We start from the raw sequence: 23,839 nt of genomic DNA on the forward strand, positions 1-23,839 counted from the left end.
CGTGGTCACCCCGGACCTGCTCGGCCCGGCGACCGGGCGCGTGCCCGACGTCGAGCGGATCGCCGTGCTGCGCGCCAACGCGCTCGGTGACTTCATCTTCGTCCTGCCGGCGCTGGACGCGTTGCGGGCCGCGTACCCGAAGGCGGAGATCGTGCTGCTCGGGGCGCCGTGGCACGCGAAGCTCTGGCGCGACCGGCCCGGGCCGGTGGACCGCGTGCTGGTGGTGCCGCCCGCGCCGGGGATCCGGGGCCCCGATCCGGGCGAGCCGGAGTCGGCGCCGGACGACTTCCTCGCCGCAGCCCGCCGGGAACGCTTCGACCTGGCGTTGCAGCTGCACGGCGGCGGCGCCAACTCCAACCCGTTCGTCGCCGCCCTCGGCGCGCGGGTCACCGCCGGGCTGCGCGCCGAGGACGCGCCGCCGCTGGACCGCTGGATCCGGTACGTCTACTACCAGCACGAGGTGATCCGCTACCTGGAGGTGGCCGGGCTGGTCGGCGCGGGCGCCACCACCATGGTCCCGACGCTCGCCGTGACCGACGCCGACCGGGCCGAGACCGACGAGGTGCTCGGCCCGGCACGGCGGCCCAGGGTGGCGCTGCACCCCGGCGCCACGGACACCCGCCGGCGCTGGCCCGCCGAACGCTTCGCGCAGGTGGCCCGCGAGCTGGTCGGCGACGGGTACGAGGTGCTGGTCACCGGCACCCCCGCCGAGCAGGAGGTGGTGGACCGGGTGGTCGCGGCGGCCGGGGTGCCCCTCCGGCCGCAGGTGGGCACGCTCAGCCTCGGCGGGCTGGCCGGTTGCTACGCCGGCTGCGAGCTGGTGGTCTCCAACGACACCGGCCCGCTGCACCTGGCCGCCGCCGTGGGCACCGCGACCGTCGGCGTCTACTGGGTCGGCAACCTGATCACGGTGGCGAACCTGCTGCGCGGCCGGCACCGGCCGATCAGCTCGTGGACGGTGCTCTGCCCGGTCTGCGGGGTGGACTGCACGCCGGGCATCTACCCGCACCGCCCCGGCGACGGCGAGTGCCCCCACCGGGACTCCTTCGTCACCGACGTGCCGGTCGTCGAGGTCATGGAGGCGGCCCGCGAACTGCTCCGCCCGGAACCCGGCGCCCCCTGAGCGCCAACGTCTGCCGCCACCGCGCGGCCGGACGCCCGCGTCGGTCTCAGGCCGGTTGGGTCGACTCCTCCTCGGCGAGGACGACCTCCCAGGCCTCCACGTCCCGCTCGGTGACCGTGGTGGGCGACTCCAGGTGGTACGCGCCGCTGGGCAGGACGCCGGCGCCGCCGAAGCGCGCCAGGACGGCGAGCTGGGCGGCGACGTCCTCGCCCTGGTGCTTCTCGTGCACCCGCCGCCAGAAGTCGAACCCGCCGGAGTCGAGCAGCTTCGCGCGGTCGTAGAGCACGCAGCCGCCGATCCACGAAACCTTGTACGCCCGCCAGGCACCCGGCGGCAGGTCCAGTTCGCGCGTGACGTGCAGCAGGTTCGCCGCCGAGTGGATCGCCGCCCGGTCCCACTGCGGGGTGCCCGGGCGGATCCGCTCCGGGACGGGCCGGCCGCTCCACTGCTCGTAGTGCCGGTGCGTCTCGGGCCGGACATCGTCGGCGTACGACAGCCCGTGCACCGCGTTGCCGACGAAGCCACAGCCCAGCTCGTCGATGGCGGTGACCAGCCGGCGCAGCGCGCCCGGCTCCAGCCAGACGTCGTCGTCGAGGCAGAGCACGTACCGGGCGGCCGAGGCGGCCAGCAGGTACGCCCGGTGCTCGGCCAGCCCGCGCCGGGGCAGCCGGCGGGTCAGCAGCACCGGATGCCCCCGGTGGCGCAGCACCCGGACCATGGTGGCCGCCGCCGGGTGCCGGTACGCGGCGTCGCCGTCGGACTGGTCGCTGACCACCACGCCGAAGCCGGGCACGCCCTCCTGGGCGGCCAGCCCGGAGAGGGTGACCGCCAGTTCGGCGGGGCGGTTGCGGGTCGGGATCAGCACGTCGAGCAGCCGATCCGCGCGGAACCCGCCGGCCGTGCCGGGGTCGAGCGGGCGGTTCACGACGGCTCGGGCGTCAGGGAGGTGTCCTCCTCCTGCGGCTCCTGGCCGTGCGCCCGGATCCGGTCGATGATCGCCGAGGTGGACCGGTCGGGTACGTACCCGAGGGTGCGGACCTGCCCGCCGAGGCGGCGCACCAGCGGCGCCTCGGGCACCATCTCCGGCGGGTAGTCGCCGCCCTTGACGTACACGTCGGGGCGGACCGTCTCGATCAGCTCCGCCGGGGAGTCCTCCTCGAAGACCACCACGTGGTCGACGCAGGCCAGCGCGGCGAGCAGGGCGATGCGGTCCTCGACCGGGTTCACCGGCCGGTCCGGGCCCTTCAGCCGGCGTACGCTGCCGTCGGAGTTGACCGCCACGACCAGCAGGTCGCCGAGCGCGCGGGCCTGCTCCAGGTAGCGCACGTGGCCCCGGTGCAGCACGTCGAAGCAGCCGTTGGTGAAGACGATGGCCCGGCCCACCCGGCGATGCTCCGCGACGATCGCCGCCAGCTCGTCGGTGCCGACCAGCGCCCGGTGGCCCGCCCGCCCGCCCGGCGCGTCCAGCGCCACGAGCAGGTCCTCCCGGCGGCACACGCAGGTGCCGGTGTCCGAGACGGTGATGGTGGCGGCGAGCTGGGCCAGTTGGGCGGCGGTGGGCAGGGGCGCGTCGGCGGCCAGCGCGAGCGTCATCGCCGCCAGGTACGCGTCGCCCGCCCCGACCGCGTGGCTGGCCGGCACCGGGGTGCTGTGGCTGCGCCGGGGCTCGCCGTCCGCCCCGCCGACCACCGCGCCTTCGGTGTCCAGGGTCACCGCCACCACGTCCGCGCCGGTGTGCGCGCGCAGCTCGGCGAGGCGGGACTCGGCGAGGACGGCCCGGTCGACGCCCTCGCCGGCCGTGGCGTTCACGGTGACGCCGGTGCCGGTAACGGTGAGCCCGTCCCCGGTCATCGCCACCCGGCCCTCGCCGGCCGTCGGCTCACCGGTCGGGTTCGTCGGGCCGGGGTGGTGGGCGGCGTGGTGCGCCAGGGTGCCGCCCGGGGAGACGCCCACCGTGAGTTCGGAGGGCCCGTCGGCCGGGTCGCCGTCGGGATGGTCCAGGTGCAGCCCGGCACCGGGCGCCGGCCGGGTTCCGGCGGCCCGGGCGAGCAGCCGGGTCGCCTCGGCGAAGCTGGGGGTCACCACTGTCGGCGCCAGGCCGCGCCAGTCCGCCAGGTCGTGGGCGTCGAGTGCCACCGTGGCGTACCGCTCCCGGTGGGTCACCAGCCAGGCGCGCACGGCGGCGGACAGCGCGCCCAGACCGTAGTCGCAGACCACCAGGGTGGGTGCCTCGCCGCCGGCGGCGCGCAGCTCCTCGGTGGCGCAGTCCAACGCGGTGAGCAGCCGGGCCACCCCGTCGTCGTCGAGCGCGTCGTCGGCGTCGCCGGAGTCCTCCCGGAGCAGGATCTGGTTGCCCGCCAGCATGCGCCGCTTGACCGGCGTGGGCCGGCCCGGCTGGGCGACCGTACGGTCCCAGACGCCGGCCCGGTCCAGACAGTCGTGCAGTTCGTCGCCGGCCACGTCGGCGCCCACCGGCGCCACCAGCACCGCCCGACCGCCGAGCGCGGCGACGTTGACGGCGGTGTTCGCCGCCCCGCCGGCCGCGGAGATCCGCCGGCGCAGGGTGAGGACGGGGGCGGGCGCCTCCCGGCAGAGCCGGTCGGACTCCGCGAACCGCCACTCGTCGAGCATGGCGTCACCGACAACCAGGACGGGACGCCCGAGCCAGCCCTCCACCACCGTGGCGAGCCGGCGCTGTTCCGCTGCTCCTCCTGCCATGCCGTCCCGGGTCCCCCGGGGCATCCGGGCCAAACCTGCCGCCACCGGGGACGGGTCGCACACCTGCCACCTCCCTGACGGGGTTTCGGGCACCGGGCCCCGGGAAGGGACGGACGGTACCCCGGAGAGGAGAGGAGAGACACCGACATGGCAGCGACGACACTTCAGGGCAAGCGGATCGCGTTCCTGGCCGCCGACGGCGTCGAGGAGGTCGAGTACGTCCAGCCCCGCGAGGCGGTGGAGCAGGCCGGCGCCACGGTGGAGCTGGTCTCGCTCAAGCCCGGCACGATCCAGTCCTTCAACCACCTGGACCAGTCCAAGACGTACGACGTGGACGTGACCGCGGCCGACGCGGACGCCGGCGGCTTCGACGCGCTGGTGCTGCCCGGCGGGGTGGCGAACCCGGACTTCCTGCGGGCCGATCCGGACGCGGTCCGCTTCGTGCGGGCGTTCTTCGACGCCGGCAAGCCGGTCGCGGTGATCTGCCACGGTCCGTGGACGCTCATCGAGGCGGACGTGGTGCGGGGCCGCCGGGTCACCTCCTGGCCCAGCCTGCGCACCGACCTGACGAACGCCGGCGCGACCTGGGTCGACGAGCAGGTCGTCACGGACGGCAACCTGGTCAGTAGCCGTAAGCCGGACGACCTGCCGGCCTTCTGTGCCAGGATCGTCGAAGAGTTCGCCGAGGGCTCGCACTCGTCCCGCTGACCGGTCGTCGGTCGTGGGATCGGTGGCCCGCAACGGCGCCGACCCACGACCGACGAGGTGTACGCCGTTCCTCGCGCATGTCCCGGGTGGGCGGGGAAAGGAGGCGGGATGACCACGCAAGCCCCGACACTCGGCGGGCGGCAGATCCGACTGCTGATGTTCGGCCTGATGACCGGCATGCTGCTGGCCGCGCTCGATCAGACCATCGTCGGCACCGCGCTGCCGACCATCGTCGGCGAGCTGGGCGGGATCAACCACTACTCGTGGGTGGTGACGGCGTACCTGCTCGCCTCCACGGCCTCGACGCCGCTCTACGGCAAGATGGCCGACCTGTACGGGCGACGCCCCGTCTTCCTCTTCTCCATCGGCACGTTCCTGCTCGGCTCGCTGCTGGCCGGCCTGTCGCAGGACATGACCCAGCTCATCGTCACCCGGGGGGTCCAGGGTCTCGGCGCCGGCGGCCTGATGACGCTCGCGTTCACCATCATCTCGGACGTGGTGTCGCCCCGGGAACGCGGTCGCTACCAGGGCCTGTTCGGGGCGGTCTTCGGCCTCTCCTCGGTCGCCGGCCCGCTGGTCGGCGGCTACTTCGCCGAGACCGACTGGCGGTGGATCTTCTACATCAACGTGCCGCTGGGGATCCTGGCGCTCGTCGTGTGCTCCCGGGTGCTGCGGCTGATCCCGTTCACCCGGCGTGACCACTCGATCGACTGGATCGGCGCGGCGCTGCTGGTCGCCGGGGTGAGCTGCCTGCTGCTCGCGCTGAGCTGGGGCGGCAACGAGTACGCGTGGGGCTCCGGCGTGATCGTCGGCCTCTTCGTGGCGGGCGCGGTGCTCGGCGTGCTCTTCGTGCTCCAGGAGGCGCGGGTGGCCGAGCCGATCCTGCCGCTGCGGCTGTTCCGCAGCGCCACGTTCGCGCTGGCCAACTCGGCCGGCTTCGTGCTCGGCCTGGTGATGTTCGGCTCGATCATCTTCATCCCGCTCTACCTCCAGATCGTGCGGGGCGCCTCGCCGACCCGCAGCGGCCTGCTGATGCTGCCGATGATGGCCGGCATCATCGTCACCTCGGTGCTGACGGGCCGGGCGATGAGCCGCATCGGGCGCTACAAGTGGTTCCCGGTGGTCGGCGCGGCGGTGCTGATGGTCGGCATGTTGCTGTTCACCCGGCTGGAGGTGGACACCTCGCTCTGGCTGGCCTTCGGCTACATGGTCGTGATCGGCGTCGGGCTGGGGCTCTGCATGCAGTCGCTGATCCTGGCCGTGCAGAACGCCGTGTCGATGCGGGACCTGGGTGCCGGCACCTCGTCGGCGACGTTCTTCCGGTCGCTGGGCGGCTCGTTCGGCGTCGCCATCCTCGGCGCGGTCCTGTCGTCGCGGCTCACCTCGGAACTCGCCGACCGGATGCCGGGCGCGATCGCCCAACTGCCGCCGCAGCAGCAGGCCGCCGTGGCGGCGAGCGGCGGGGCGGACGTCTCGGTGAACGACCCGGCGACCATCCTGGCGCTCCCGGCGCCGGTGCGCGAGGCCGTCCAGGCGGCGTTCGTCGAGTCGCTGCACCTGGTCTTCCTGACCACCGGCCTGATCGCGATCGTGGCGGTGCTGGTCACCCTGGCGCTGCCGAACGACAAGCTGCGCGGCGCGGGCCCGGGCGGCGCCACGGGCGGCACGGACGGCCTGGGCGGCGAGGGACCGGCACCCGGCGGCAAGCCGCTGACCAAGGAGTCGAAGCAGGAGGCCGCCGCCGAGATGGAGGCGAAGAGCCAGACCATGCTCTGACCGGGCCGGCCCGCGCCCGAGGCTGGCCCTACTTGAGGATCAGCCGGTTGGTCTGCTCGAAGACGTCCAGGTCGGCGAGGGTCTCGGCGACGCTGGCGGAGAGCGGGGCCGGCAGCTGCGCCCGGTGGAAGAAGCCCGCGTCTATCGTCTCGTCCGTGATCCGGGCAAGCTCGCCGTCCCACTCGTCGACGCGGAACGCGGTCGTGAAGATCTGGTACGTGTGGCCGTACATGTTGGTGTGGGTGCGGTCCGGGCCGGTGTAGAGGGCGAAGGCGCTGACCCGCAGCGCGCGTAGCCCGGTCTCCTCGCGTACCTCGCGGACGGCGCAGTCGGCGATCGACTCGCCCAGCTCCATCGCACCGGCGGGCAGGGCCCACTGGCCGTTGTCGGAGCGCTGGATCAGCAGGAGGCGTCCCGCGTTGTCGCGGACCACGGCGCGGGCGCCGACGAACATCAGCGTCCGGTCACCGGCGAGCGCGCGTAGTTGTCCCACGTACGAATCGGCCCAGGAGATGCTCACCCGGACAATTTACGGGGCCGGTTCGGGGTCGACCGGCATTCCAGGGTTCCCAACCTGTGACCGCCGACACTACTTTGTTACCCATGCGTAGCACGATGATGGACGCTCCCCTCCAGGTTTCCCGGATCCTCGGCCACGGCGCCACCGTGCACGGCACGGCGGAAGTGGTCACCTGGACGGGCGCCGAGCCGCGCCGGATGACGTACGCCGAGGTCGGGCGCACGGCGGCCCGGCTGGCCCACGCGCTGCGCGCGGAGTGCGGCGTCACCGGCGACGAGCGCGTCGCCACCTTCATGTGGAACAACGCCGAGCACCTGGTGGCGTACTTCGCGGTGCCCAGCATGGGCGCGGTGCTGCACACCCTCAACATCCGGCTCTTCCCGGACCAGGTCGCCTACATCGCCAACCACGCCGAGGACCGGGTGGTGCTGGTCGACTCGACGCTCATCCCGCTGCTGGCCCGGGTGATCGGCGAGATGACGACGGTGCGGCACGTGGTGGTGGTCGGCGGCGGCGACCCGGCCCCGCTCACGGCGGCGGCCGGCGACCGGATCGCCGTGCACCACTGGGACGCGCTGCTGGCCGAGCGCCCGGACACCTTCGACTGGCCCGAGGTGGACGAGCGCGACGCCGCCGCCCTCTGCTACACCTCGGGGACCACCGGCAACCCGAAGGGCGTCGCCTACTCGCACCGCTCGATCTACCTGCACTCGCTCCAGGTCTGCATGCCGGAGGGATTCGGCCTCGGCCCGACCGACCGGGAACTGCCCATCGTGCCGATGTTCCACGCGATGGCCTGGGGCCTGCCGTACGCGGCCTTCCTCTGCGGGGCGTCGCTGATCATGCCGGACCGGTTCCTCCAGGGCGGGCCGATCGCGGAGATGATCGCCGCCGAGCGGCCCACCCTGGCCGGCGCGGTGCCGACGATCTGGAACGACGTGCTGGCCCACCTGGACGCCCACGACGTGGACACCTCCTCGCTGCGGGAGGTGATCGTCGGCGGCTCGGCCTGCCCGCCGGCGCTGATGCACGCGTTCGCCGAGCGGCACGGCATCGACGTCATCCACGCCTGGGGGATGACGGAGATGTCCCCGCTGGGCTCGGTCTCCCGGCCACCGGCCGGCGCGACCGGCGAGGAGGCCTGGCGCTACCGCTACACGCAGGGCCGCGTGCCGGCCGGGGTCGAGGCCCGCATCGTCGGCCCGCTGGGCGAGCCGCTGCCCGCCGACGGGACGGCCGTCGGCGAGCTGGAGGTACGCGGGCCGTGGGTGACCGCCCGGTACGTCGGCGACGACGTGCCCGACGAGGAGAAGTTCCGCGACGGCTGGCTGCGTACGGGAGACGTCGGCACCCTCTCGCCGGACGGCTACATCACGCTCACGGACCGGGCGAAGGACGTCATCAAGTCCGGCGGCGAGTGGATCTCCTCGGTCGAGCTGGAGAACGCCCTGATGGCCCACCCGGCGGTGCTGGAGGCCTGCGTGGTGGGGGTGCCCGACGAGCGCTGGGGTGAGCGGCCGCTGGCCACGGTGGTGCTCCGCGAGGGGGCGTCGGCGACGGCCGAGGAGCTGCGGGAGTTCCTGGCCGGGTCGGTGGCCCGCTGGCAGCTGCCGGAACGCTGGGCCGTCATCGACGCGGTGCCGAAGACCAGCGTCGGCAAGTTCGACAAGAAGGTAGTCCGTTCCCGCTACGCCGGGGGCGAACTGAGTGTCCGGGAGCTGACCGCCCCGTAACGTTCTCAGGCGCATCGTCGCCTGTTGGGGTAGGGACCACTCCTGAAATCCCTCCCCAGGGGCGGCCCCGGCGTTCGCACCGCGCCGGGGCCGCCCGCTCCATGCGGGTGACCCGCACTGTCATTGTTGCGAAAGTTGTTCGCCTCCGTGCCCACTATGGGGAAATTTGCCCAGGTCAGAAGGCATTCGGGGTGGCGGGGCGTCACCCGCTCTCGCTGGTCGTGATCAGCACCTTGCCGACCACCGAGTTCTCCACCGCCTGGTGGGCCGCGCCGGCCGCCGAGAGTGGATGGTGGTGCAGCGGCAGGCCGGCCTCCTCGCCCACCCGGATTCCGCCCTGCGCCGCCGCGGCGGCCACGTCCACCACCGCCTGGGCCTTGGCCGCCTTCGGCTCCGTGTAGACGAGCACGAACTGGAACCGCGCGTTCGGGGCCATCAACGGCCGGATCGGCAGGGTCACCTCGTCCCCGCCGTCGTCGGCGTAGACGCAGACCGCGCCACCACGCCGCAGCAGTCGTACGTCGTCGGCGGCGTTGCGCGCCGCGGAGACCTCGACGATCGTGTGCACCCCGTCGGGCGCGATCTTGCGGACCTCCTCGACCACGTCCTGCCGCCGGTAGTCGATCACGAAGGACGCCCCGGCCGCCGCCGCCAACTGCGCCTTCTCCGGGCTGCTGACCGTGGCGACCACGCAGGCGTCCGCCCACCGGGCGAGCTGGATGGCCGCGTTGCCCACCGCGCCCGCCCCGCCCTGCACGAGCACCGTGTGGTCGCTGAGCGCGCCCGCGTGCAGCCGGTCCGGCGTGTACTCGCCGGCCGTCAGGCAGCGGTGCGCGGTGAGGAAGGGGATGCCCAGGCAGGCCCCCAGGTCGAAGGAGGCGTCGCCGAGGGGCACCGCCTGCCGCACCGGCACCACCGTGTACTCGGCCGCGGTGCCCCACGGCCGCTGCCACGCGGCCTCCCACAGCCAGACCCGCTCGCCGATCAGGTCCCGGTCGACGCCCTCCCCGACCGCCTCGATCACTCCCGCGCCGTCCTGCCCGGGCGTCTGCCAGCCGTCGGGCAGCGGCCCCTGCCGACGCGCCTTCCAGTCGGTCGGGTTCACCCCCGACACGGCCACCCGCACCAGGACCTCGCCGGGGCCGGGCTCCGGCACCGGCCGGTCGAGAAGTTGCAGCACCGAGGCGTCGCCGGTGCGCTCGTACACGATCGCCTTCATCCCCGTCTCCTCACCCGGCGGCGGCCCCCCGGCGGGGCGCCGTCGGCTGCGGTACCCGGCGGATCCCCGCTCATGCCGACCCGCCCCCCACAACCCGGACAACCCGGGCGCCGCGCCCGGGCCGCGTGTAGGGGGCCTGCGGTCTGTCTCATGAGCCGTGACTGGCTGCGCAGGATCTCGACGACGACGGTGTGGTTCGTGCGCCTGATACCACACAGGTATTTATATGCCGCACAAATATCAGCGTTCCGGGGCGAGCTTTGCGCGCCTGCCCGATCCTCCCGCCTGCCGGAACGCCGTCGGAACGCCGCCAGGACTGCGATCAGACCGCACCACTTCTGAAATAGGTCCTATCCGAGCCGGTCGATGGCCTGTGGGGTCAGGTCGCCGATGGCGTCCAGCACCACGGCCGCCAGCCGCTCGGCGTCCGGGTCCAGCGGGTACGCCCCGTGCGGCACCGCCACCACCGCCATCCGGGCGGCGGCAGCCGACCGGACGCCGTTGGACGAGTCCTCCACGGCCGCGCAGCGGGCCGGGTCGACGCCCAGCCGCTCGGCGACCGCCAGGTAGACATCGGGCGCCGGCTTGCCCCGTTCGGTCTCCTCGGTCGACAGCGTGGCGCCGAACACCCCGGTCAGGCCCGTCGCGGCCAGCGCCGCCGCGATCAGCCGCGTCGGCGACGAGCTGGCCAGCCCCAGCGGCCACCGTTCGGCCAGCCGGCGTACGACCTCGTCGGCCCCGTCGATCAGCGGTACGCGCTGCGCGTAGCGCCGGGCCATCTCCTCGACGACCTCGATGGCGACCTGCTCGGGGCTACGGTCGACGCCCAGCTCACCGCTGAGGTAGCGGGCCCACTCGCCGGTGCTCATGCCCATCAGCCGGCGCTGCGTGTCGGGCTGCCAGGTGCCGCCGTGCGCCGCGACGTACGCCCGCCGGACCTCCTCCCACACCGGCTCGGAGTCCACGATCACGCCGTCCAGGTCGAAGATCACCGCATCCGTCACGAACCCATCCTGCCCCACCGGCGGGCAGCGGGCAGGCGGCGGCGGGCGGTCAGGTCCGCAGGGCGGGCAGGCCGATCGGGTTGCCCTCGGGGATCACGGTGTGCGCGGCGCGCGCGATCGGTTCGAGCAGTTCGCGCAGCCGACCCGTACGCTCCGGGCCCAGCGTGCGCCACGGGCGGGCGGCGGCGGCGTCGGTGGCGTCCTCGATCGCCTGGAACCGGGCCCGACCCTGCCCGGTCGGCTCCCCGTCGGGGGTCAGCCAGCCCCGCTCGGCCAGCCGGGCGCGGGCGGCGGCCCACTGCTCCTCCGACCAGCCGCGCCCGAGCAGGTTCAGCGGCGAGATGTCGACCGCGACCCGCCAGGCCAGCGTCTCCACCGGGTCGAGGTCGGCCGCGACCAGCGCGGCGTTGTGCCCGTCGCCGCGCTGCTCGCGCAGCGTGGTGGCGGCCTGCCAGAGCCGGGCCAGCGGGTACTCGCCGCGCGGCAGGGCGGCGTTGGCGGCGCCCAGCACCCGGCCGGCCGGCTCCGCCTCGGCGGCGGCGGCCTCCAGCAGCTCGGCCGCCTCGACCAGGTGCGACTCCGGCAGCTCGTAGGTCAACTCGGCCAGCGCCTGCACCGCGCCCGTGAGCCGCGCCCGCAGCGCCTCCTCCGGGGTGGCCAGCCGCCAGACGGCCGGCAGCGCCCGCGCCACGGTGTGCGGGGCGAAGTTGAAGAACGCCGCCGTGACCGGCGCGGCCTCGGCGGGCCCCAACGGCGCGGCACGGCCGGCGAAGTAGCCGCGCCAGAAGCCCCGCAGGCCGACCGCCTCGAAGGCGGCCCGGGCGCGGGGGTGGAAGTAGGTGATCGCGTGGACGGGCTCGTAGTGCGTCCACATCACCCGGGCGGCCCGCCCCGCGTCGTCCAGCGCCGTCACGTGCACCTCCGCGTCCGGTCGTCACCCCGGGACGGCCGACCGCCCGGGGTGACGCTGAACCTACTGCGAGTGGGTGAGGAGCCGGAAGCCCCATGTGGGCTACTGCATCAACAACGGGCGACATCCCGGGCGAACCGGGCCGCTACCGAGGGGGGAACGGCCCGGTCACGGGGGAACACGGGGCCGGCCGGGGGAACGGCCCGGTCACGGGCGGACCGACGGTCACTGCGCCGCGAGCACGTCCACCACGAAGCGCAGCGGGCCGGCCGGACGGCCGCCGGCGGCGTCGTTGCCGTACGCCAGCTCGGCCGGGATGTCGAGCTGGACGCGGCTGCCGACGGTCACCCCGACGAGGCCCTGGTCCCAGCCCGGGATGACCTGGCCGACGCCGATGGCGAAGGTCGCCGGCTGCCCGCCGCTCCACGACGAGTCGAACTCCTTGCCGTCCTTGTAGAAGACGCCCACGTAGTTCGTGGTGATCGTCTGGCCCTTCTGCACCGCCGGGCCCTTGCCCTTGATCAGCGGGGTCACGGTGAGCTTCTTCAGCTCGCCCTTGCCAGCGGCGACGGTCGGCTTGCTGCCCAGGGCCGGGTCGGCCCCCTCCGGCAGCTGCGGGGCGGGGGGCGTGTCGGCGGCGGGGGCGCTGGCGGACGGGCCCGCCGAGGGGGCACTGGCCGTCTGGTCCTTGTCGCCGTCGCTGTTGCGCCCGATCGTCACGAAGACGGTGATCAGCACCGCGACGACGGCGACCCCGGCGAGCCCGCCGGCCCAGGCCTGCCGGCGGCGCTTCGCCTCGGCCGCCTTCTGGGCGGCCAACTGGGCGGCCAGCCGCCGCTCCGACTTCTGGGACCGGTTCTGCGTACGCTCGCTCACGGCGTCGACTCCCTGCTGCGAAGGTGGTGGCCGGCATCGGAGTGCCGGGGGGAAAGCCGACGCACACGGTACCCGCCCGGCCGCCCACCGCGCCCCCTCGACGGTGGCCGCCCTCACCGCACAGGTCACGCCGGCCCCGGCACCACCATGAAGTCGGTCACGAACGAGGTGATCCGGCCGTCGGCCGTACGCCCGATCCAGGTGCCGTAGCAGCCGTCGCCCCAGCCGGACCAGACCGTCACCACGTTGGCCCCGGTCGTCTCGTCGAGCACCGCGGCGACGTGCCCCGGCACCGGCCCGCCCGCCGGCTCGTCCGCGACGAACACGTCCGTCACCGCGTCCTCGTCCCACGTTTCCAGGGCGGCCAGCGCGGTGGGGTCGGCCAGGGTGCCGATGCCGGTGTCCACCCCGTAGCCGAACCAGCCGTCGGACTTGAGGTCCGCGACGTCCTGGTCGCCGACCAGCGCCATCTCCCAGCGGGCCGCCGGCTCGTCGTGGATCACCAGTTCGAGGGCGGCCACCCGCCGGTCCGCCTCGGTGTCCTCGCCCCGGACCACGGCCACCCACGCCCGCGCCGGGTAGCGGCCGGGGGCCACCTCGACCGTGAACGGTTCGTCCTCGGGGCAGGCCACCGGGTCGCAGCCGACCACCCGCCCCGTCGGCAGCACGACGTCGCCCACCGGGTGCACCTCCATGACGTACGTGGCGTGCTCGTCGGCGAAGCGGGCGCCGGGCGTCAGCAGCCGGTCCAGATCGGGGGTGTACGGCATGGGGTTCCTCTCGCGGCGGGGGCCGGCGGAGCGTACCCGCGGTGGCCGGTGGCGGGCGAGACCGCCCACACCGGCCGGTGGCTCAGCCCTCCAGATGCCGGGCCAGGGACTGGCGCAGGTGGTGCTTGGGGCGGGACCCGACGATCGAGCCGACCACCGTGCCGTGGCGGAACACCAGGAGGGTGGGCAGGGACATCACCGAGTACGCGCGGGTGGCCGCCGGGTTGGCGTCGGTGTCGATCGTGGCGACGACCATCCGCCCGGCGAACTCCCTGGCGAGTTCGGCGAGGCTGCGGGAGACGGCCCGGCACGGCGGGCACCAGTCGGCCCAGAAGTCGACCACGACCGGGCGGTCGGCGGCGAGCACCACGGTGGCGAAGGTGTCGTCGGTGACGACGGTCAGCGAGCCGTCCGACGCAGTCTCGAGCATGTTTCCTCCCGGTGGGTGATGGCGTGGGCTAGCTGGTCGCGCAGCTCCCGGCGGACCGCGTGCAGCCGGTCGATGCCGGCGTCGACCTCGGCCAGCTTGCGTCGCAGCACTGCCACCGAGTCCGGGCAGACATGACCGGAGGCGTTGCCGGCCCGCAGGCAGGCGACGAACGGGCGGATGTCGTCCAGGCCGAAGCCCACCGCGAGCAGGGCCCGGATCTCGCGTACGACGGGCAGCTCCGCCTCGTCGTAGACCCGGTAGCCGTTGGCCGAGCGGGCCGCCCGGAGAAGGCCGTGCGTCTCGTAGTAGCGCAGGGCCCGGGTGCTCGTGCCGGCGCGTTCCGCCAGCTCACCGATCAGCATCCGACCTCCCTCGTCCGACCCGACCGACGCTAGACCTTGCCACCGGCGTCAAGGCAAACGTCGGACCGCGCGGCGCCTCCGGCGTACGCCACGCCTCCGACGTACGGGGGACGCGACCCACCGGGGTCAGGCGGTCTTGCGGGCGGCCTTCTTCGGCGCGGCCTTCTTCGCCGCCGGCTTCTTCTCGCCCTCGGCGGCCTTCTTCGGGGCGGCCTTCCTGGCGGCGGCCTTCTTCGGCGCGGCCTTCTTCTCGGCGGTCTTCCTGGCGGGGGCCTTCGCCGCCTTCTTCTCGGCGGCCTTCTTCTGCGCCGAGCGGGCGGCCGAGATCGGGGTCGGCTCCCCGCCGCCGGCCGGCGCCTCGCCCCGGGCGGAGCGGGCGCGCTCCACGGACGCCTTCAGCGCCGCCATCAGGTCCACCGCGGCGGCCGGCGCCTCCTCGACCTCCTCCGGCTGGACGACCTCGCGGCCCTCCACCTTGGCGTCGATGACCTCCTGCAATGCCGCCCGGTAGTCGTCGGTGAACGCGTCCGGCTCGAACTCGCCGGCCATCGAGTCGATCAGCGAGCTGGCCATCGCCAGCTCCGGCGGGCGGACCTTCAGGTCCTCGTCGAGGAAGCCGAAGTCGGGTCTGCGGATCTCGTCCGGCCACAGCATGGTGTTGAGCAGCAGCACGCCCTCGCGGACCCGCAGCGTGGCGAGCTGTTCCCGCTGGCGCAGCGCCACCTTGACGATCGCCACCCGCTCCGAGTCGGCGAGCGCGTCGCGCAGCAGCACGTACGGCTTGGTGGCGGTGCCCTCCGGCTCCAGGAAGTACGCCTTGTTGTAGAGGATCGGGTCGACCTGCTCGGCCGGCACGAACTCCAGCACGTCGATCGCGCGCGAGCTGGACAGCGGCAGCTCGGCGAAGTCCTCGTCGGTGAGGATCACCATCTCGCCGCCGCCGATGTCGTAGCCCTTGGCGATGTCGTCGTAGGTGACCTCCTCGCCGCAGACCTGGCAGGTGCGCTTGTAGCGGATGCGGCCGCCGTCCTCCCGGTGCACCTGGTGGAAGCGGATGTCCTTCTCCTCGGTGGCCGAGTAGAGCTTGACCCCGATCGAGACGAGGCCGAACGAGACGGCTCCCTTCCAGATGGCCCGCATCCCCGTGCTCCTCTCGCCGGTACAGCCCAGGATCGCAAATGATCGAAGGCCACGCGAGCGCTTCGGTGCGCAAGTACAGTCGGGACGTGCCCGGCGCGCCGCTCAAGCCGATGCTCGCGATGACCGGGCAGCTCCCGGCGGGTGCCGGCTGGGCGTACGAGTTCAAGTGGGACGGCGTCCGCGCGCTGGCCGACATCTCCGGCGGCCGGCAGCACCTGTACGCCCGCAGCGGCGTGGAGATCACCGTCGCGTACCCCGAACTGGCGACCCTGCACGAGCAGGTGGGCGACGCGCTGCTCGACGGCGAGGTGGTGCTGCTCGGCGAGACCGGCCAGCCCTCGTTCACGGCCCTGGCGGAGCGGATGCACGTGCGCGACCGGAACAAGGCCGCCCGGCTGGCGGCGGTCGCCCCGGTGACGTACATGATCTTCGACCTGCTCCGGCTCGACGGCGAGTACCTGACCGGCCGGTCGTACGCCCGCCGGCGGGAGGCCCTGGACGGCCTGGCGCTCGGCGGCGCCCGGTGGGCGGTGTCGCCGGTCTTCGGCGACGGCCCGGCCACCTACGAGGCGGCCGGCGAGCACGGCCTGGAGGGGGTGATGGCCAAGCGGGTCGACTCGGTCTACCGGCCGGGCGTGCGCTCCCCGGACTGGATGAAGGTCAAGCTGGAGGTCACCGGCGACTTCGTGGTCGGCGGCTGGCGGCCCGGTGCGCGCCGGATCGGCGGTCTGCTGGTCGGGGTGCCGGGCCCGGGCGGCCGGCTCACCTACCGGGGGCGCGTGGGTGGCGGCATCGGCGCGGCCATCGAGCGGGAGCTGCTGCGCGAGCTGGAGCCGCTGCGCAGCGGGGCGTCGCCGTTCGCCGGGGACGTGCCGCGCGAGGATGCCCGGGGCGCGATCTGGGTAACACCACGGGTCGTGGTGGAGGTGAAGTACGGCCAGCGCACCCCGGACGGGCGACTGCGGTTCCCCCGGGTGCTCCGGCTGCGGCCGGACAAACCCGCCGAGGAGGTCGACGATGCCGGCTGAGCGGTTCCGGGTGGACGTGGAGGGGCGCGCGCTGGAGCTGTCCAACCTGGACAAGGTGCTCTATCCCGAGGCCGGGTTCACCAAGGGCGAGGTGATCGACTACTACACCCGGATCGCCCCGGTGCTCCTGCCGCACCTGGCCGACCGGGCGCTCACCCGCATCCGCTTCCCCAACGGGGTCACGGGCGGCTCGTTCTTCGAGAAGAACGCCCCCGCCGCCACCCCCGGCTGGGTACGCACCGAGACGCTGCCCGCGCCCGGGTCCAGCAAGGGCCGGGACACCATCGACTACGTGGTCGCCGACGACCTGCCCACCCTGGTCTGGCTGGCGAACCTCGCCGCGCTGGAACTGCACACACCGCAGTGGAAGGTCGGCGGGCACCCCGACATGATGGTCGTCGACCTCGATCCCGGTCCGCCGGCGGCGCTGCGCCAGTGCTGCCAGGTGGCGCTGCTGATGCGCGACCGGCTCGCCGACGACGGCATCTCCGCGTATCCGAAGACGTCCGGGAAGAAGGGCATGCAGCTCTGCTGCCCGGTCGCCGGCACCCAGGACGCCGAGGACGTCTCGGCCTACGCCAAGCGGATCGCGCAGGAGTTGGAGCGGGCGCACCCGAAGCTCATCGTGTCGAAGATGGCGAAGAACCTGCGGCCCGGCAAGGTCTTCATCGACTGGAGCCAGAACAACGCGGCCAAGACGACCGTGTCGCCGTACTCGCTGCGGGCGCAGTCCGTGCCGTCCGTCTCCACCCCGCTGACCTGGGACGAGGTCGAGGCGGGCGCGGCGGGGAAGCGGCCGGCGACGAAGCCGTACACGGCGGGCGAGGTGCTCAAGCGGGTGGAGAAGCAGGGCGACCTGCTGGCCCCGCTGCTCGACGGCGGCCCCGAACTGCCCGCCCCCTGACAGCACCCGGCCGGCGGGAGCGGGCCGGCCGGGCAGCGACGTCAGGCGGCCGGCCAGGTGGTGTACGAGATCCGCGCGTTCAGGTTGGCCGGCACGCCCAGCCAGGCGTAGCAGTTGACCGAGATGACGGTGTCGGCCCCGGACGCGGACCAGCCGGCCAGTACGCAGTAGCCGCGCGGCGGACGATCGAGACTGGTCACGAAGGAGTTCACGAAGGCGGTGCCGTAGCCGGTCCCGGTGCCGGCGAAACGCACCTGGTAGCGGCCGGTGCCGAGCACCGTGCCCGCCGCGCCGCCGAAGCCCGGGATCGTCGAGTTGTAGCTCTCCCCGCCGATCCAGGTGTCGCGTACGTCCTCGCCGTAGAACACGCCGCTGGCGAAGCGCGGCCCGAACGCCCGGCCCAGCAGGTCCACCCGGGAGCCGTAGGTGACCACGAAGCGGGCGTCCACCGGGTTGCCGGCGGCGTTCGCGCAGTGCACCACCCACACGTCCGGCGGATCGAGCTGGCAGTGCACGGCGGTGCCGCCCAGCGCGGTCACGTGCGCCATCGGGAAGGTCGCCCCGCCCTCGCTGGGCGGGTTCGGGTTCATCAGGAAGCGGTACCGGCCCTTGTCGAGGCGCTCGTAGGAGATCGTGCCGCCGGTCGAGTCGTAGCGGTAGGCGGCGGGCAGGGTGCGTACGCCGGTCGGCTGCGCCTGGTCGGTGACGAACCACGCCAGCCGGCCCTGGCCGACCTGCCGGACGTTGGTGAAGGTGACCACGAAGCGGCTGTCCACGGGGCTGCCGGTCGCGGCGAAGCAGCGCACCTGGAGCAGCAGGTCGGGGGCGCCGATCGGGCTGCGGTACCAGCTCACCACCGTGCAGAGGACCGGCCCGCCCCCGTACGCCACCGCGTGCGCCACCCCGCCGCTGGTCGCCGCCCCCTCCAGCACCACCGTGTAGGCCCCGGTGCCGGTGCGCCGCACGACGACGCCGCCGTCGCCGGAGTGGGCGCTGTAGCCGCCGGTGATGCGGTACTCGGCCGTGGTCGGGGAGTGCGCCCAGACCGTGGCGGTCACCGTGGGGTTGGGGTCCGGCAGCGGCTCCGCCGCGGCGGGCACCGGCCGGGCCAGGGCCGCCCCGGCGAGCAGCACGGCCAGCGCCACGGCGTCCCGTAGCGTCCTGCCTCGACGGGGTCGGGGCACTCGTTCGTCCGTCTGCATGACGCAGCCTCCCTGGCCTCTACGTCGCCGCCCTCAGCCCCGACGGCGCGGGGGCGACTCCCGGCCCGGCCGGCGGACCGTCCGCGTTCCGAGTGTGGCAACGCCGGTCAATGTCCAGGGCGGGCGCGTCGGTGCCCCGCCGACGCGTTGGCACTTCAGTAGGCTGGCCGCAGCCTGCCGAGGAGTACGACATGGACATGACCGATGCCCTCGTCCGGGAGCCGCTGGCCGGAGGCCGGGCGGCGGAGGTGGACCGGCCGCTGCTCACCTACCTCGACGACGCGACCGGTGAGCGGGTCGACCTGACCGCCACGGAGCTGGGCGGCTGGGCGGCGCGGGCCGCCGGGCTGCTGCGCGAGGGCTGCGGGCTGGGCGTCGGCGACCGGGCGGCCGTGCTGCTCCCGGCGCACTGGCAGAGCGCCGCGGTGCTGCTGGGCGCCTGGTCGGCCGGGGTGGCGGTGTCGTTCCGGCCCCGGGCGACCGCCGGACTGCCGTCGCTCGAACCGGGCGCCGACCGGCCGTACGACGCGCTCTTCGTCAGCGCGGAGCGGCTGGACGACTGGCTGGAGGACGTACCCGAGGCGCGGCACCGCTACGTGCTCTCCCTCGGCGCCACGCCGCGCGGGGAGCGGCCCCTGGGCTACCTGGACTGGCTCGCCGAGGTGGGCCGGCACACCGACGCGCTGCCTGCGTCCACCCCGCTGACCAGCACCGACGCGGCCAGCCCGGACGGCACGAGCTACCGCCAGTGGGGCAGCGTGGCGCTGGCCGTCGCGGAGCGGCTCGACCTGCGGGCGGGCGACCGGCTGCTGGTCGACGTCGCCGAGCACGAGCAGCCCGTCTACTGGCTGCTGGCGCCGCTGGCCGTCGGCGCGTCGGTGGTGCTCTGTGCCAACCTCGACCCGGCCCGGCTCGACGCCCGGCTCGCCGCCGAGCAGATCACCCGGGTGCTGTAGATGGGCGGGGTCTACACCGAGGCGAGCATGTCGCTGGACGGCTACATCGCCGGCCCGGGCGAGAGTGGCTTCGACCGGCTCTTCCAGTGGTACGGCAACGGCGACGTCGCCACGGCGACCGCCAAGCCGGAGATGACGTTCCGCACCTCGCAGGCGAGCGCCGGGCACCTGCGGCACACCCTGGACGACACCGGCGCCCTGGTCGTCGGCCGGCGACTGTTCGACCTCGTCGGCGGCTGGGACGGCCGGCACCCCATGGACAAGCCGGTCGTGGTCGTCACCCACCACGTGCCGGACGGCTGGCCCCGGCCGGGCGCGCCGTTCACCTTCGTCACCGGGGGCGTCGAGGCCGCCGTCGCGCGGGCCCGCGAGCTGGCGGGCGGGCGCTGGGTCGCGGTCAACGGCGGCAGCATCGCCCGCCAGTGCCTGGCGGCCGGGCTCCTCGACGAGATCCGGGTCAACCTGGTGCCGGTGCTGCTCGGCGACGGCGTGCCGTTCTTCGACCACGTCCGCGACGCCCCCGTCGAGCTGTCCGACCCGACGGTCGTCGAGGGCGACCGGGTCACCCACCTCTACTACCGGGTCCGCCGACCGTAGCCGTCCGAAAGGACGAAACGAGCCTCGCCGGTACGCCCCGAACAGGCGCGGCGCGGCCCACGGATCGCCCCGCGCACCTTCGATCAGCGCTCCCCGGCCCCCTGGCGTTACAGGGAAGAGAAGGCCCTTTCCGCAGGTCTGTTGCATGCGCGATCGGCGTGTTCTCATACCGGGAAGACGACGTCATCGACCTGGTCGTGGCAACCCCGCGTCGACTCCGCACCGCCCCCATCCTCCTGAAAGGTGCACCGATGCACAGGAGACCGATCTTCCGACTTGCGGTCCTCACCGCCACCGCCGCGACGCTCCTGGCGTCCGGTGGCGCCTACGGCGCGGTGTCGGCGGCGCCCGTGCCCGTCTCCCCGGGTGCCGCCGAGTGCGAGCCGGACGCCCACGGGCACGGCGCGGCCCGCCTCGCCGAGGGCGCCACCGCCCAGGAGCCGGAGCTGTACTCCAAGAACGAGGCGAACGCCTACGGCGTCATCAAGGACGCCCCGCGCCTGGCCAACGGCAGCGTCACCGTGCCGACGGTCTTCCACATGATCTCCGACCACCCGCTCACCGCTGCCGAGACGACCAGGTGGAACACCCTGATCGCGGCGCAGATGAAGGTGCTCAACGACTCGTTCGCGGGCCGTACCGCCGCCAACGCCTCCGACACGCCGTTCCGGTTCGACCTCGTCGACACGACGTGGACGGTGAACAGCGACTGGTACACGGTCGTGCCGGGCAAGAACGAGCGCGACATGAAGAAGGCGCTGTACACCGGCGACTCCGAGACCCTCAACGTGTACGCGGCCAACATCGGCGGCGGCCTGCTCGGCTGGGCGTACTTCCCGAAGGGCTACAACAACGGCCGCGACTACATCGACGGCGTGGTCATGCTCGACGAGTCGATGCCGGGCGGCACGGCCGGCAAGTACGCCCTCGGCGACACGCTGACGCACGAGGTCGGGCACTGGCTGATGCTGGAGCACACCTTCGCGCACGGCTGCTCTGCCTCCGGCGACTTCGTCGCGGACACCCCGCGCGAGGCGGCGCCGCAGTTCAACTGCCCGGTGGGCGCGGACTCCTGCACCGCACCCGGCCTGGACCCGATCCACAACTTCATGGACTACACGCAGGACTCCTGCATGAACATGTTCACGCCGGGCCAGGCGGACCGGATGAGCGACGCCTGGGTCGCGTTCCGGGCCGGCGGCGCCGGCTGACGCAGTGCGCGGGTGGCGGCCGGTCGTCGACCGGCCGCCACCGTCGGCCCCGGACCGGCTGATCCCGGGCCGGGCCGGATCTCGATTCAGTCGAACGCGGCGGCGAACATGCCCGGCTGGTAGGAACCGCCCCGCTGATGCACGATCACGGCGAGGCGATTTGCCGCGTTGATCAGGGCGACCAGCGCGACCAGCGCGGCGACCTGGTCGTCGTCGTAGTGCCTGCGCACCTCGGCCCAGGTCTCGTCGGACACGCCCTGGTAGGCGTCGGCGAGCCGGGTGCCCTCCTCGGCGAGCGCCAGCGCGGCCTGCTCGGCCTCGGTGAAGACGGTCGACTCGCGCCAGGCGGCGACCAGGTTGAGCCGGACCGCGCTCTCGCCGGCCGCTGCGGCCTCCTTGGTGTGCATGTCGATGCACCAGCCGCAGCCGTTGATCTGGCTGGCCCGCAGCGACACCAGCTCCTGCGTGGCCTTGGGCAGCGGCGACTGCTGGATCACCAGGCCGGCGTTCGCGAACCGCTTGGCGAACTTCCCGGCGACCTCGTTGTCGAACAAGTTGAATCGGGCGTCCATGCTTCCGTCCTTCACTCCTGGGGTTCGGTTGGACGAACACGAGATGCCGGCGTGCAGCGCCGTGTGACGGCGCGGCCGGGGTGACGACTGCCACAGCTGGAGGTGTCACAGCACGGCCCGGTCCGGCATCTGATGGGTGACGCAGTCGCGAGGAACAGGAGCCACCCATGGTGGGTACGCCGCAGACCGCCGCCGACGATCGCCCGGACCCGGCCACCGAGGCGTTCCTCGCCCACCGCAACCTGCTCTTCACCGTCGCGTACGAGATGCTCGGCTCCGCCGCCGACGCGGAGGATGTCCTCCAGGAGACCTGGCTGCGGTGGGCGGGCGTCGACCTGGGCACGGTCCGGGACCGGCGCGCCTACCTGGTCCGCATCACCACCCGCCAGGCACTCGTCCGGCTGCGTACGCTCAGCCGCCGCAGGGAGTCCTACGTCGGCCCCTGGCTGCCCGAGCCGCTGCTCACCGCTCCGGACGTCGCCGAGGACGTCGCGCTGGCCGAGAGCGTCTCGATGGCGATGCTGCTGGTGCTGGAGACGCTGGCACCGACCGAACGGGCGGTGTTCCTGCTGCGCGAGGTGTTCGACCTCGGTTACGAGGAGATCGCCGAAGCCGTCGACAAGAACCCCGCCGCTGTCCGGCAGATCGTCCACCGGGCACGGGCACACGTCGCGGCGCGCCGGCCCCGCCGCGTCGTCTCCGCCGCCGAGACCCGGTACGCGCTCGACGCGTTCCAGCGGGCGGTCGAGACCGGCGACCTGCAGAGCCTGCTCGACATCCTCGCGCCGGACGTGGTCCTGCTCGGCGACGGTGGCGGTATCAAGCAGGCGGTCCCGAGGCCCATCCTCGGAGCCGACAAGGTGGCCCGCCTGCTGGCCGGCGGGTGGGGCAAGGTCGCGGGCAGCACGTCGTGGCGGCCGGCGCAGGTCAACGGCCACCCGGCGCTGATCGTCCAACTCGGGGGCGAGATGGACACGGTCCTGGCCGTGCGCATCGACGGCGGCCTCATCACCGGGATCTACGCGGTACGCAATCCCGAGAAGCTGTCCCACATGGAGAGGGAGATCGTGCTGAGCCGGTGAGCCGGAACCGGCAGGGGCCAGGTGACTCGAGGGTGCATCGCTCTGTTCCACTATCGACGCAATTCGATCCCGGTCCGGCTTGATAGCGTGCCCCGTGCGTCCTTCCCTCCTGCTGTTCGTCGGTGGTGCGCTGGCTCTCGCGCAAACAGCAAGCGGAGCCCGCATCGTCCTGCGTGACGCGCTCGACGCGGAGGCGATGTACGGCGGCGGAACGGACGTCGTCCTGCTGCTGATGCTGCTGGTCACCTCGGTGACCAGCGCGGCCGTTCTGATCGCCGCCGGTGGGCTGCTGGTTCGTCATCGTCTCAGGCCCGGCCGTGCCCTGCTTCATCTATCGATCGGTCCGATCCTCGTCCGATCGGCATATGGCGGCTTTCTCGTGAGCGTCCCGAACGACGGGGGCCCGTTCCCGGCCTGGGCTGTCGTGACGGAGGTCGTCGCCGGTCCCGCTCTGGTTCTGACGGTGATCGCAGCAACGTGGTTGCTGTTTTGCGGTCCAGCCGCACGCGGCGACTCCACGGCCTGCCGGCCTGGCCACGGCCCCGGTCCGAGTTGCGCAGGCACGTGGAAGGCCTGAGGTTGGAGCGGTTGGCCTGAGCGAATGCGGCGACCTGGGGTCGGGCGGGCGCTAGTTGTGGTGGGGGGGCGGAGCGGTGCGTGTGTTGTCGGTACTGGTCGGCGTCCTGGTGGTGGGAATCGTCCTCGTGGACGCGGCGCTGACGACCCTGTCGCTGGCCGGCGGGGCGGGGCCGGTCACCCGGCGCGTGTCGCAGGGGATGTGGTGGCTGACCCGCCGGCTTGCCGGTCGTGGCCCTCGACGGCACCGACTGCTGCGCTGGGCCGGCACCAGCGTGCTGATGGGAACCTTCGGGGCCTGGGTCGCCGGGCTCTGGCTCGGCTGGTTCCTGGTCTTCAGCGCCGTCCCGGACGCGGTGCTCGACCAGTTCGGCCGCGGAGCGTGCCGGTGAACCAGCGGTAGGTATTGCGGACCCCGGGGC

At 73.5% G+C, this 23,839-nt stretch carries 24 protein-coding genes and 1 pseudogene; 12 read left to right on the forward strand and 13 right to left on the reverse strand.

Annotated features, from left to right (window positions below):
• Position 1 precedes the first annotated feature (1 nt).
• Positions 2 to 1,123 carry a glycosyltransferase family 9 protein gene (locus tag CLT72_RS24875; RefSeq protein ID WP_101413831.1) on the forward strand — a complete coding sequence of 374 codons (1,122 nt, stop codon included), beginning with the start codon at positions 2 to 4 and terminating at the stop codon, positions 1,121 to 1,123.
• Positions 1,124 to 1,169: 46 nt separating this feature from the next.
• On the opposite strand, the gene CLT72_RS24880 is transcribed toward CLT72_RS24875, so the two are convergent.
• Positions 1,170 to 2,048, reverse strand: a complete 879-nt coding sequence (locus tag CLT72_RS24880) for a glycosyltransferase family 2 protein (RefSeq protein ID WP_101413832.1) — start codon at positions 2,046 to 2,048, stop codon at positions 1,170 to 1,172.
• Positions 2,045 to 3,841 (reverse strand): D-glycero-beta-D-manno-heptose 1-phosphate adenylyltransferase, encoded by a 1,797-nt coding sequence (gene rfaE2 / locus CLT72_RS24885; protein WP_101413833.1) that lies wholly within the window; start codon positions 3,839 to 3,841, stop codon positions 2,045 to 2,047. Before rfaE2 ends, CLT72_RS24880 begins: the two co-directional genes overlap by 4 nt.
• A 147-nt stretch (positions 3,842 to 3,988) precedes the next feature.
• Between rfaE2 and CLT72_RS24890 the strand changes: the two genes are divergently transcribed.
• Together CLT72_RS24890 and CLT72_RS24895 are read left to right on the forward strand one after the other, a co-directional pair.
• A complete protein-coding gene (locus CLT72_RS24890) occupies positions 3,989 to 4,549 on the forward strand; it encodes a type 1 glutamine amidotransferase domain-containing protein (protein ID WP_101413834.1) in 561 nt (186 codons plus the stop codon).
• 108 nt (positions 4,550 to 4,657) lie between these two features.
• Positions 4,658 to 6,325, forward strand: coding sequence for an MDR family MFS transporter (locus tag CLT72_RS24895; protein WP_101413835.1), 1,668 nt, complete (start codon positions 4,658 to 4,660; stop codon positions 6,323 to 6,325).
• Positions 6,326 to 6,353: 28 nt separating this feature from the next.
• Here the strand turns inward: CLT72_RS24895 and CLT72_RS24900 are convergent, their stop codons facing one another.
• Positions 6,354 to 6,845 carry an NUDIX domain-containing protein gene (locus tag CLT72_RS24900; RefSeq protein ID WP_101413836.1) on the reverse strand — a complete coding sequence of 164 codons (492 nt, stop codon included), beginning with the start codon at positions 6,843 to 6,845 and terminating at the stop codon, positions 6,354 to 6,356.
• Between the two features lie 98 nt (positions 6,846 to 6,943).
• On the opposite strand from CLT72_RS24900, the gene CLT72_RS24905 reads away from it, so the two are divergent.
• Complete coding sequence (locus CLT72_RS24905; RefSeq protein ID WP_199184799.1) at positions 6,944 to 8,578, forward strand: fatty acid--CoA ligase; 1,635 nt, start codon at positions 6,944 to 6,946, stop codon at positions 8,576 to 8,578.
• A gap of 202 nt (positions 8,579 to 8,780) precedes the next feature.
• Here the strand turns inward: CLT72_RS24905 and CLT72_RS24910 are convergent, their stop codons facing one another.
• The 8 genes and pseudogenes from CLT72_RS24910 to ku form a co-directional block, all read right to left on the reverse strand.
• Complete coding sequence (locus tag CLT72_RS24910; protein WP_101413838.1) at positions 8,781 to 9,797, reverse strand: NADPH:quinone reductase; 1,017 nt, start codon at positions 9,795 to 9,797, stop codon at positions 8,781 to 8,783.
• Positions 9,798 to 10,147: 350 nt separating this feature from the next.
• A complete protein-coding gene (locus CLT72_RS24915; protein ID WP_101413839.1) occupies positions 10,148 to 10,801 on the reverse strand; it encodes an HAD family hydrolase in 654 nt (217 codons plus the stop codon).
• Positions 10,802 to 10,850: 49 nt separating this feature from the next.
• The gene (locus tag CLT72_RS24920) at positions 10,851 to 11,675 is read right to left on the reverse strand and encodes an SCO6745 family protein (RefSeq protein ID WP_101415372.1); all 825 of its coding nucleotides are present in this window, start codon (positions 11,673 to 11,675) and stop codon (positions 10,851 to 10,853) included.
• A gap of 261 nt (positions 11,676 to 11,936) precedes the next feature.
• Positions 11,937 to 12,624: pseudogene (locus CLT72_RS24925) on the reverse strand (FKBP-type peptidyl-prolyl cis-trans isomerase).
• Between the two features lie 88 nt (positions 12,625 to 12,712).
• On the reverse strand, positions 12,713 to 13,357 hold the full coding sequence (locus tag CLT72_RS24930) for a DUF4241 domain-containing protein (RefSeq protein ID WP_101413841.1): 645 nt from the start codon (positions 13,355 to 13,357) through the stop codon (positions 12,713 to 12,715).
• Between the two features lie 82 nt (positions 13,358 to 13,439).
• The gene (locus tag CLT72_RS24935; RefSeq protein ID WP_101413842.1) at positions 13,440 to 13,787 is read right to left on the reverse strand and encodes a thioredoxin family protein; all 348 of its coding nucleotides are present in this window, start codon (positions 13,785 to 13,787) and stop codon (positions 13,440 to 13,442) included.
• Positions 13,757 to 14,149, reverse strand: coding sequence for a MerR family transcriptional regulator (locus CLT72_RS24940; protein WP_101413843.1), 393 nt, complete (start codon positions 14,147 to 14,149; stop codon positions 13,757 to 13,759). Before CLT72_RS24940 ends, CLT72_RS24935 begins: the two co-directional genes overlap by 31 nt.
• A gap of 126 nt (positions 14,150 to 14,275) precedes the next feature.
• Entirely contained in the window at positions 14,276 to 15,289 is a 1,014-nt protein-coding gene (gene ku / locus CLT72_RS24945) for a non-homologous end joining protein Ku (RefSeq protein WP_101413844.1), read from the reverse strand.
• An 86-nt stretch (positions 15,290 to 15,375) separates the two neighbouring features.
• Here ku and ligD (CLT72_RS24950) point away from each other — a divergent pair, with 86 nt between their 5' ends.
• Both ligD (CLT72_RS24950) and ligD (CLT72_RS24955) read left to right on the forward strand, forming a co-directional pair.
• On the forward strand, positions 15,376 to 16,317 hold the full coding sequence (gene ligD, locus CLT72_RS24950) for a non-homologous end-joining DNA ligase (RefSeq protein ID WP_101415373.1): 942 nt from the start codon (positions 15,376 to 15,378) through the stop codon (positions 16,315 to 16,317).
• The gene (gene ligD / locus CLT72_RS24955) at positions 16,307 to 17,221 is read left to right on the forward strand and encodes a non-homologous end-joining DNA ligase (protein WP_101413845.1); all 915 of its coding nucleotides are present in this window, start codon (positions 16,307 to 16,309) and stop codon (positions 17,219 to 17,221) included. The genes ligD (CLT72_RS24950) and ligD (CLT72_RS24955) overlap by 11 nt, the downstream gene beginning before the upstream one ends.
• A gap of 41 nt (positions 17,222 to 17,262) precedes the next feature.
• Here ligD (CLT72_RS24955) and CLT72_RS24960 read toward each other — a convergent pair whose 3' ends face one another.
• Entirely contained in the window at positions 17,263 to 18,423 is a 1,161-nt protein-coding gene (locus tag CLT72_RS24960; protein ID WP_144082323.1) for a hypothetical protein, read from the reverse strand.
• Between the two features lie 191 nt (positions 18,424 to 18,614).
• Between CLT72_RS24960 and CLT72_RS24965 the strand changes: the two genes are divergently transcribed.
• The 3 genes from CLT72_RS24965 to CLT72_RS24975 all read left to right on the forward strand — a co-directional run bounded on the left by CLT72_RS24965 (position 18,615) and on the right by CLT72_RS24975 (position 21,187).
• On the forward strand, positions 18,615 to 19,379 hold the full coding sequence (locus CLT72_RS24965; protein ID WP_486484323.1) for a TIGR03089 family protein: 765 nt from the start codon (positions 18,615 to 18,617) through the stop codon (positions 19,377 to 19,379).
• Positions 19,380 to 19,976, forward strand: a complete 597-nt coding sequence (locus CLT72_RS24970) for a dihydrofolate reductase family protein (protein WP_101413847.1) — start codon at positions 19,380 to 19,382, stop codon at positions 19,974 to 19,976.
• A gap of 251 nt (positions 19,977 to 20,227) precedes the next feature.
• Entirely contained in the window at positions 20,228 to 21,187 is a 960-nt protein-coding gene (locus tag CLT72_RS24975; RefSeq protein ID WP_101413848.1) for a zinc metalloprotease, read from the forward strand.
• A gap of 86 nt (positions 21,188 to 21,273) precedes the next feature.
• On the opposite strand, the gene CLT72_RS24980 is transcribed toward CLT72_RS24975, so the two are convergent.
• Positions 21,274 to 21,759: a carboxymuconolactone decarboxylase family protein gene (locus CLT72_RS24980; RefSeq protein ID WP_101413849.1), complete on the reverse strand. Its 486-nt coding sequence runs from the start codon at positions 21,757 to 21,759 to the stop codon at positions 21,274 to 21,276.
• Between the two features lie 167 nt (positions 21,760 to 21,926).
• Between CLT72_RS24980 and CLT72_RS24985 the strand changes: the two genes are divergently transcribed.
• The 3 genes from CLT72_RS24985 to CLT72_RS24995 all read left to right on the forward strand — a co-directional run bounded on the left by CLT72_RS24985 (position 21,927) and on the right by CLT72_RS24995 (position 23,809).
• Positions 21,927 to 22,841: an RNA polymerase sigma-70 factor gene (locus tag CLT72_RS24985; RefSeq protein ID WP_101413850.1), complete on the forward strand. Its 915-nt coding sequence runs from the start codon at positions 21,927 to 21,929 to the stop codon at positions 22,839 to 22,841.
• A 94-nt stretch (positions 22,842 to 22,935) separates the two neighbouring features.
• The gene (locus CLT72_RS24990; protein ID WP_144082324.1) at positions 22,936 to 23,418 is read left to right on the forward strand and encodes a hypothetical protein; all 483 of its coding nucleotides are present in this window, start codon (positions 22,936 to 22,938) and stop codon (positions 23,416 to 23,418) included.
• A gap of 76 nt (positions 23,419 to 23,494) precedes the next feature.
• Positions 23,495 to 23,809: a hypothetical protein gene (locus CLT72_RS24995; protein WP_144082325.1), complete on the forward strand. Its 315-nt coding sequence runs from the start codon at positions 23,495 to 23,497 to the stop codon at positions 23,807 to 23,809.
• Positions 23,810 to 23,839 lie beyond the last annotated feature (30 nt).

It is taken from the genome of Micromonospora sp. CNZ309, from assembly GCF_002846525.1.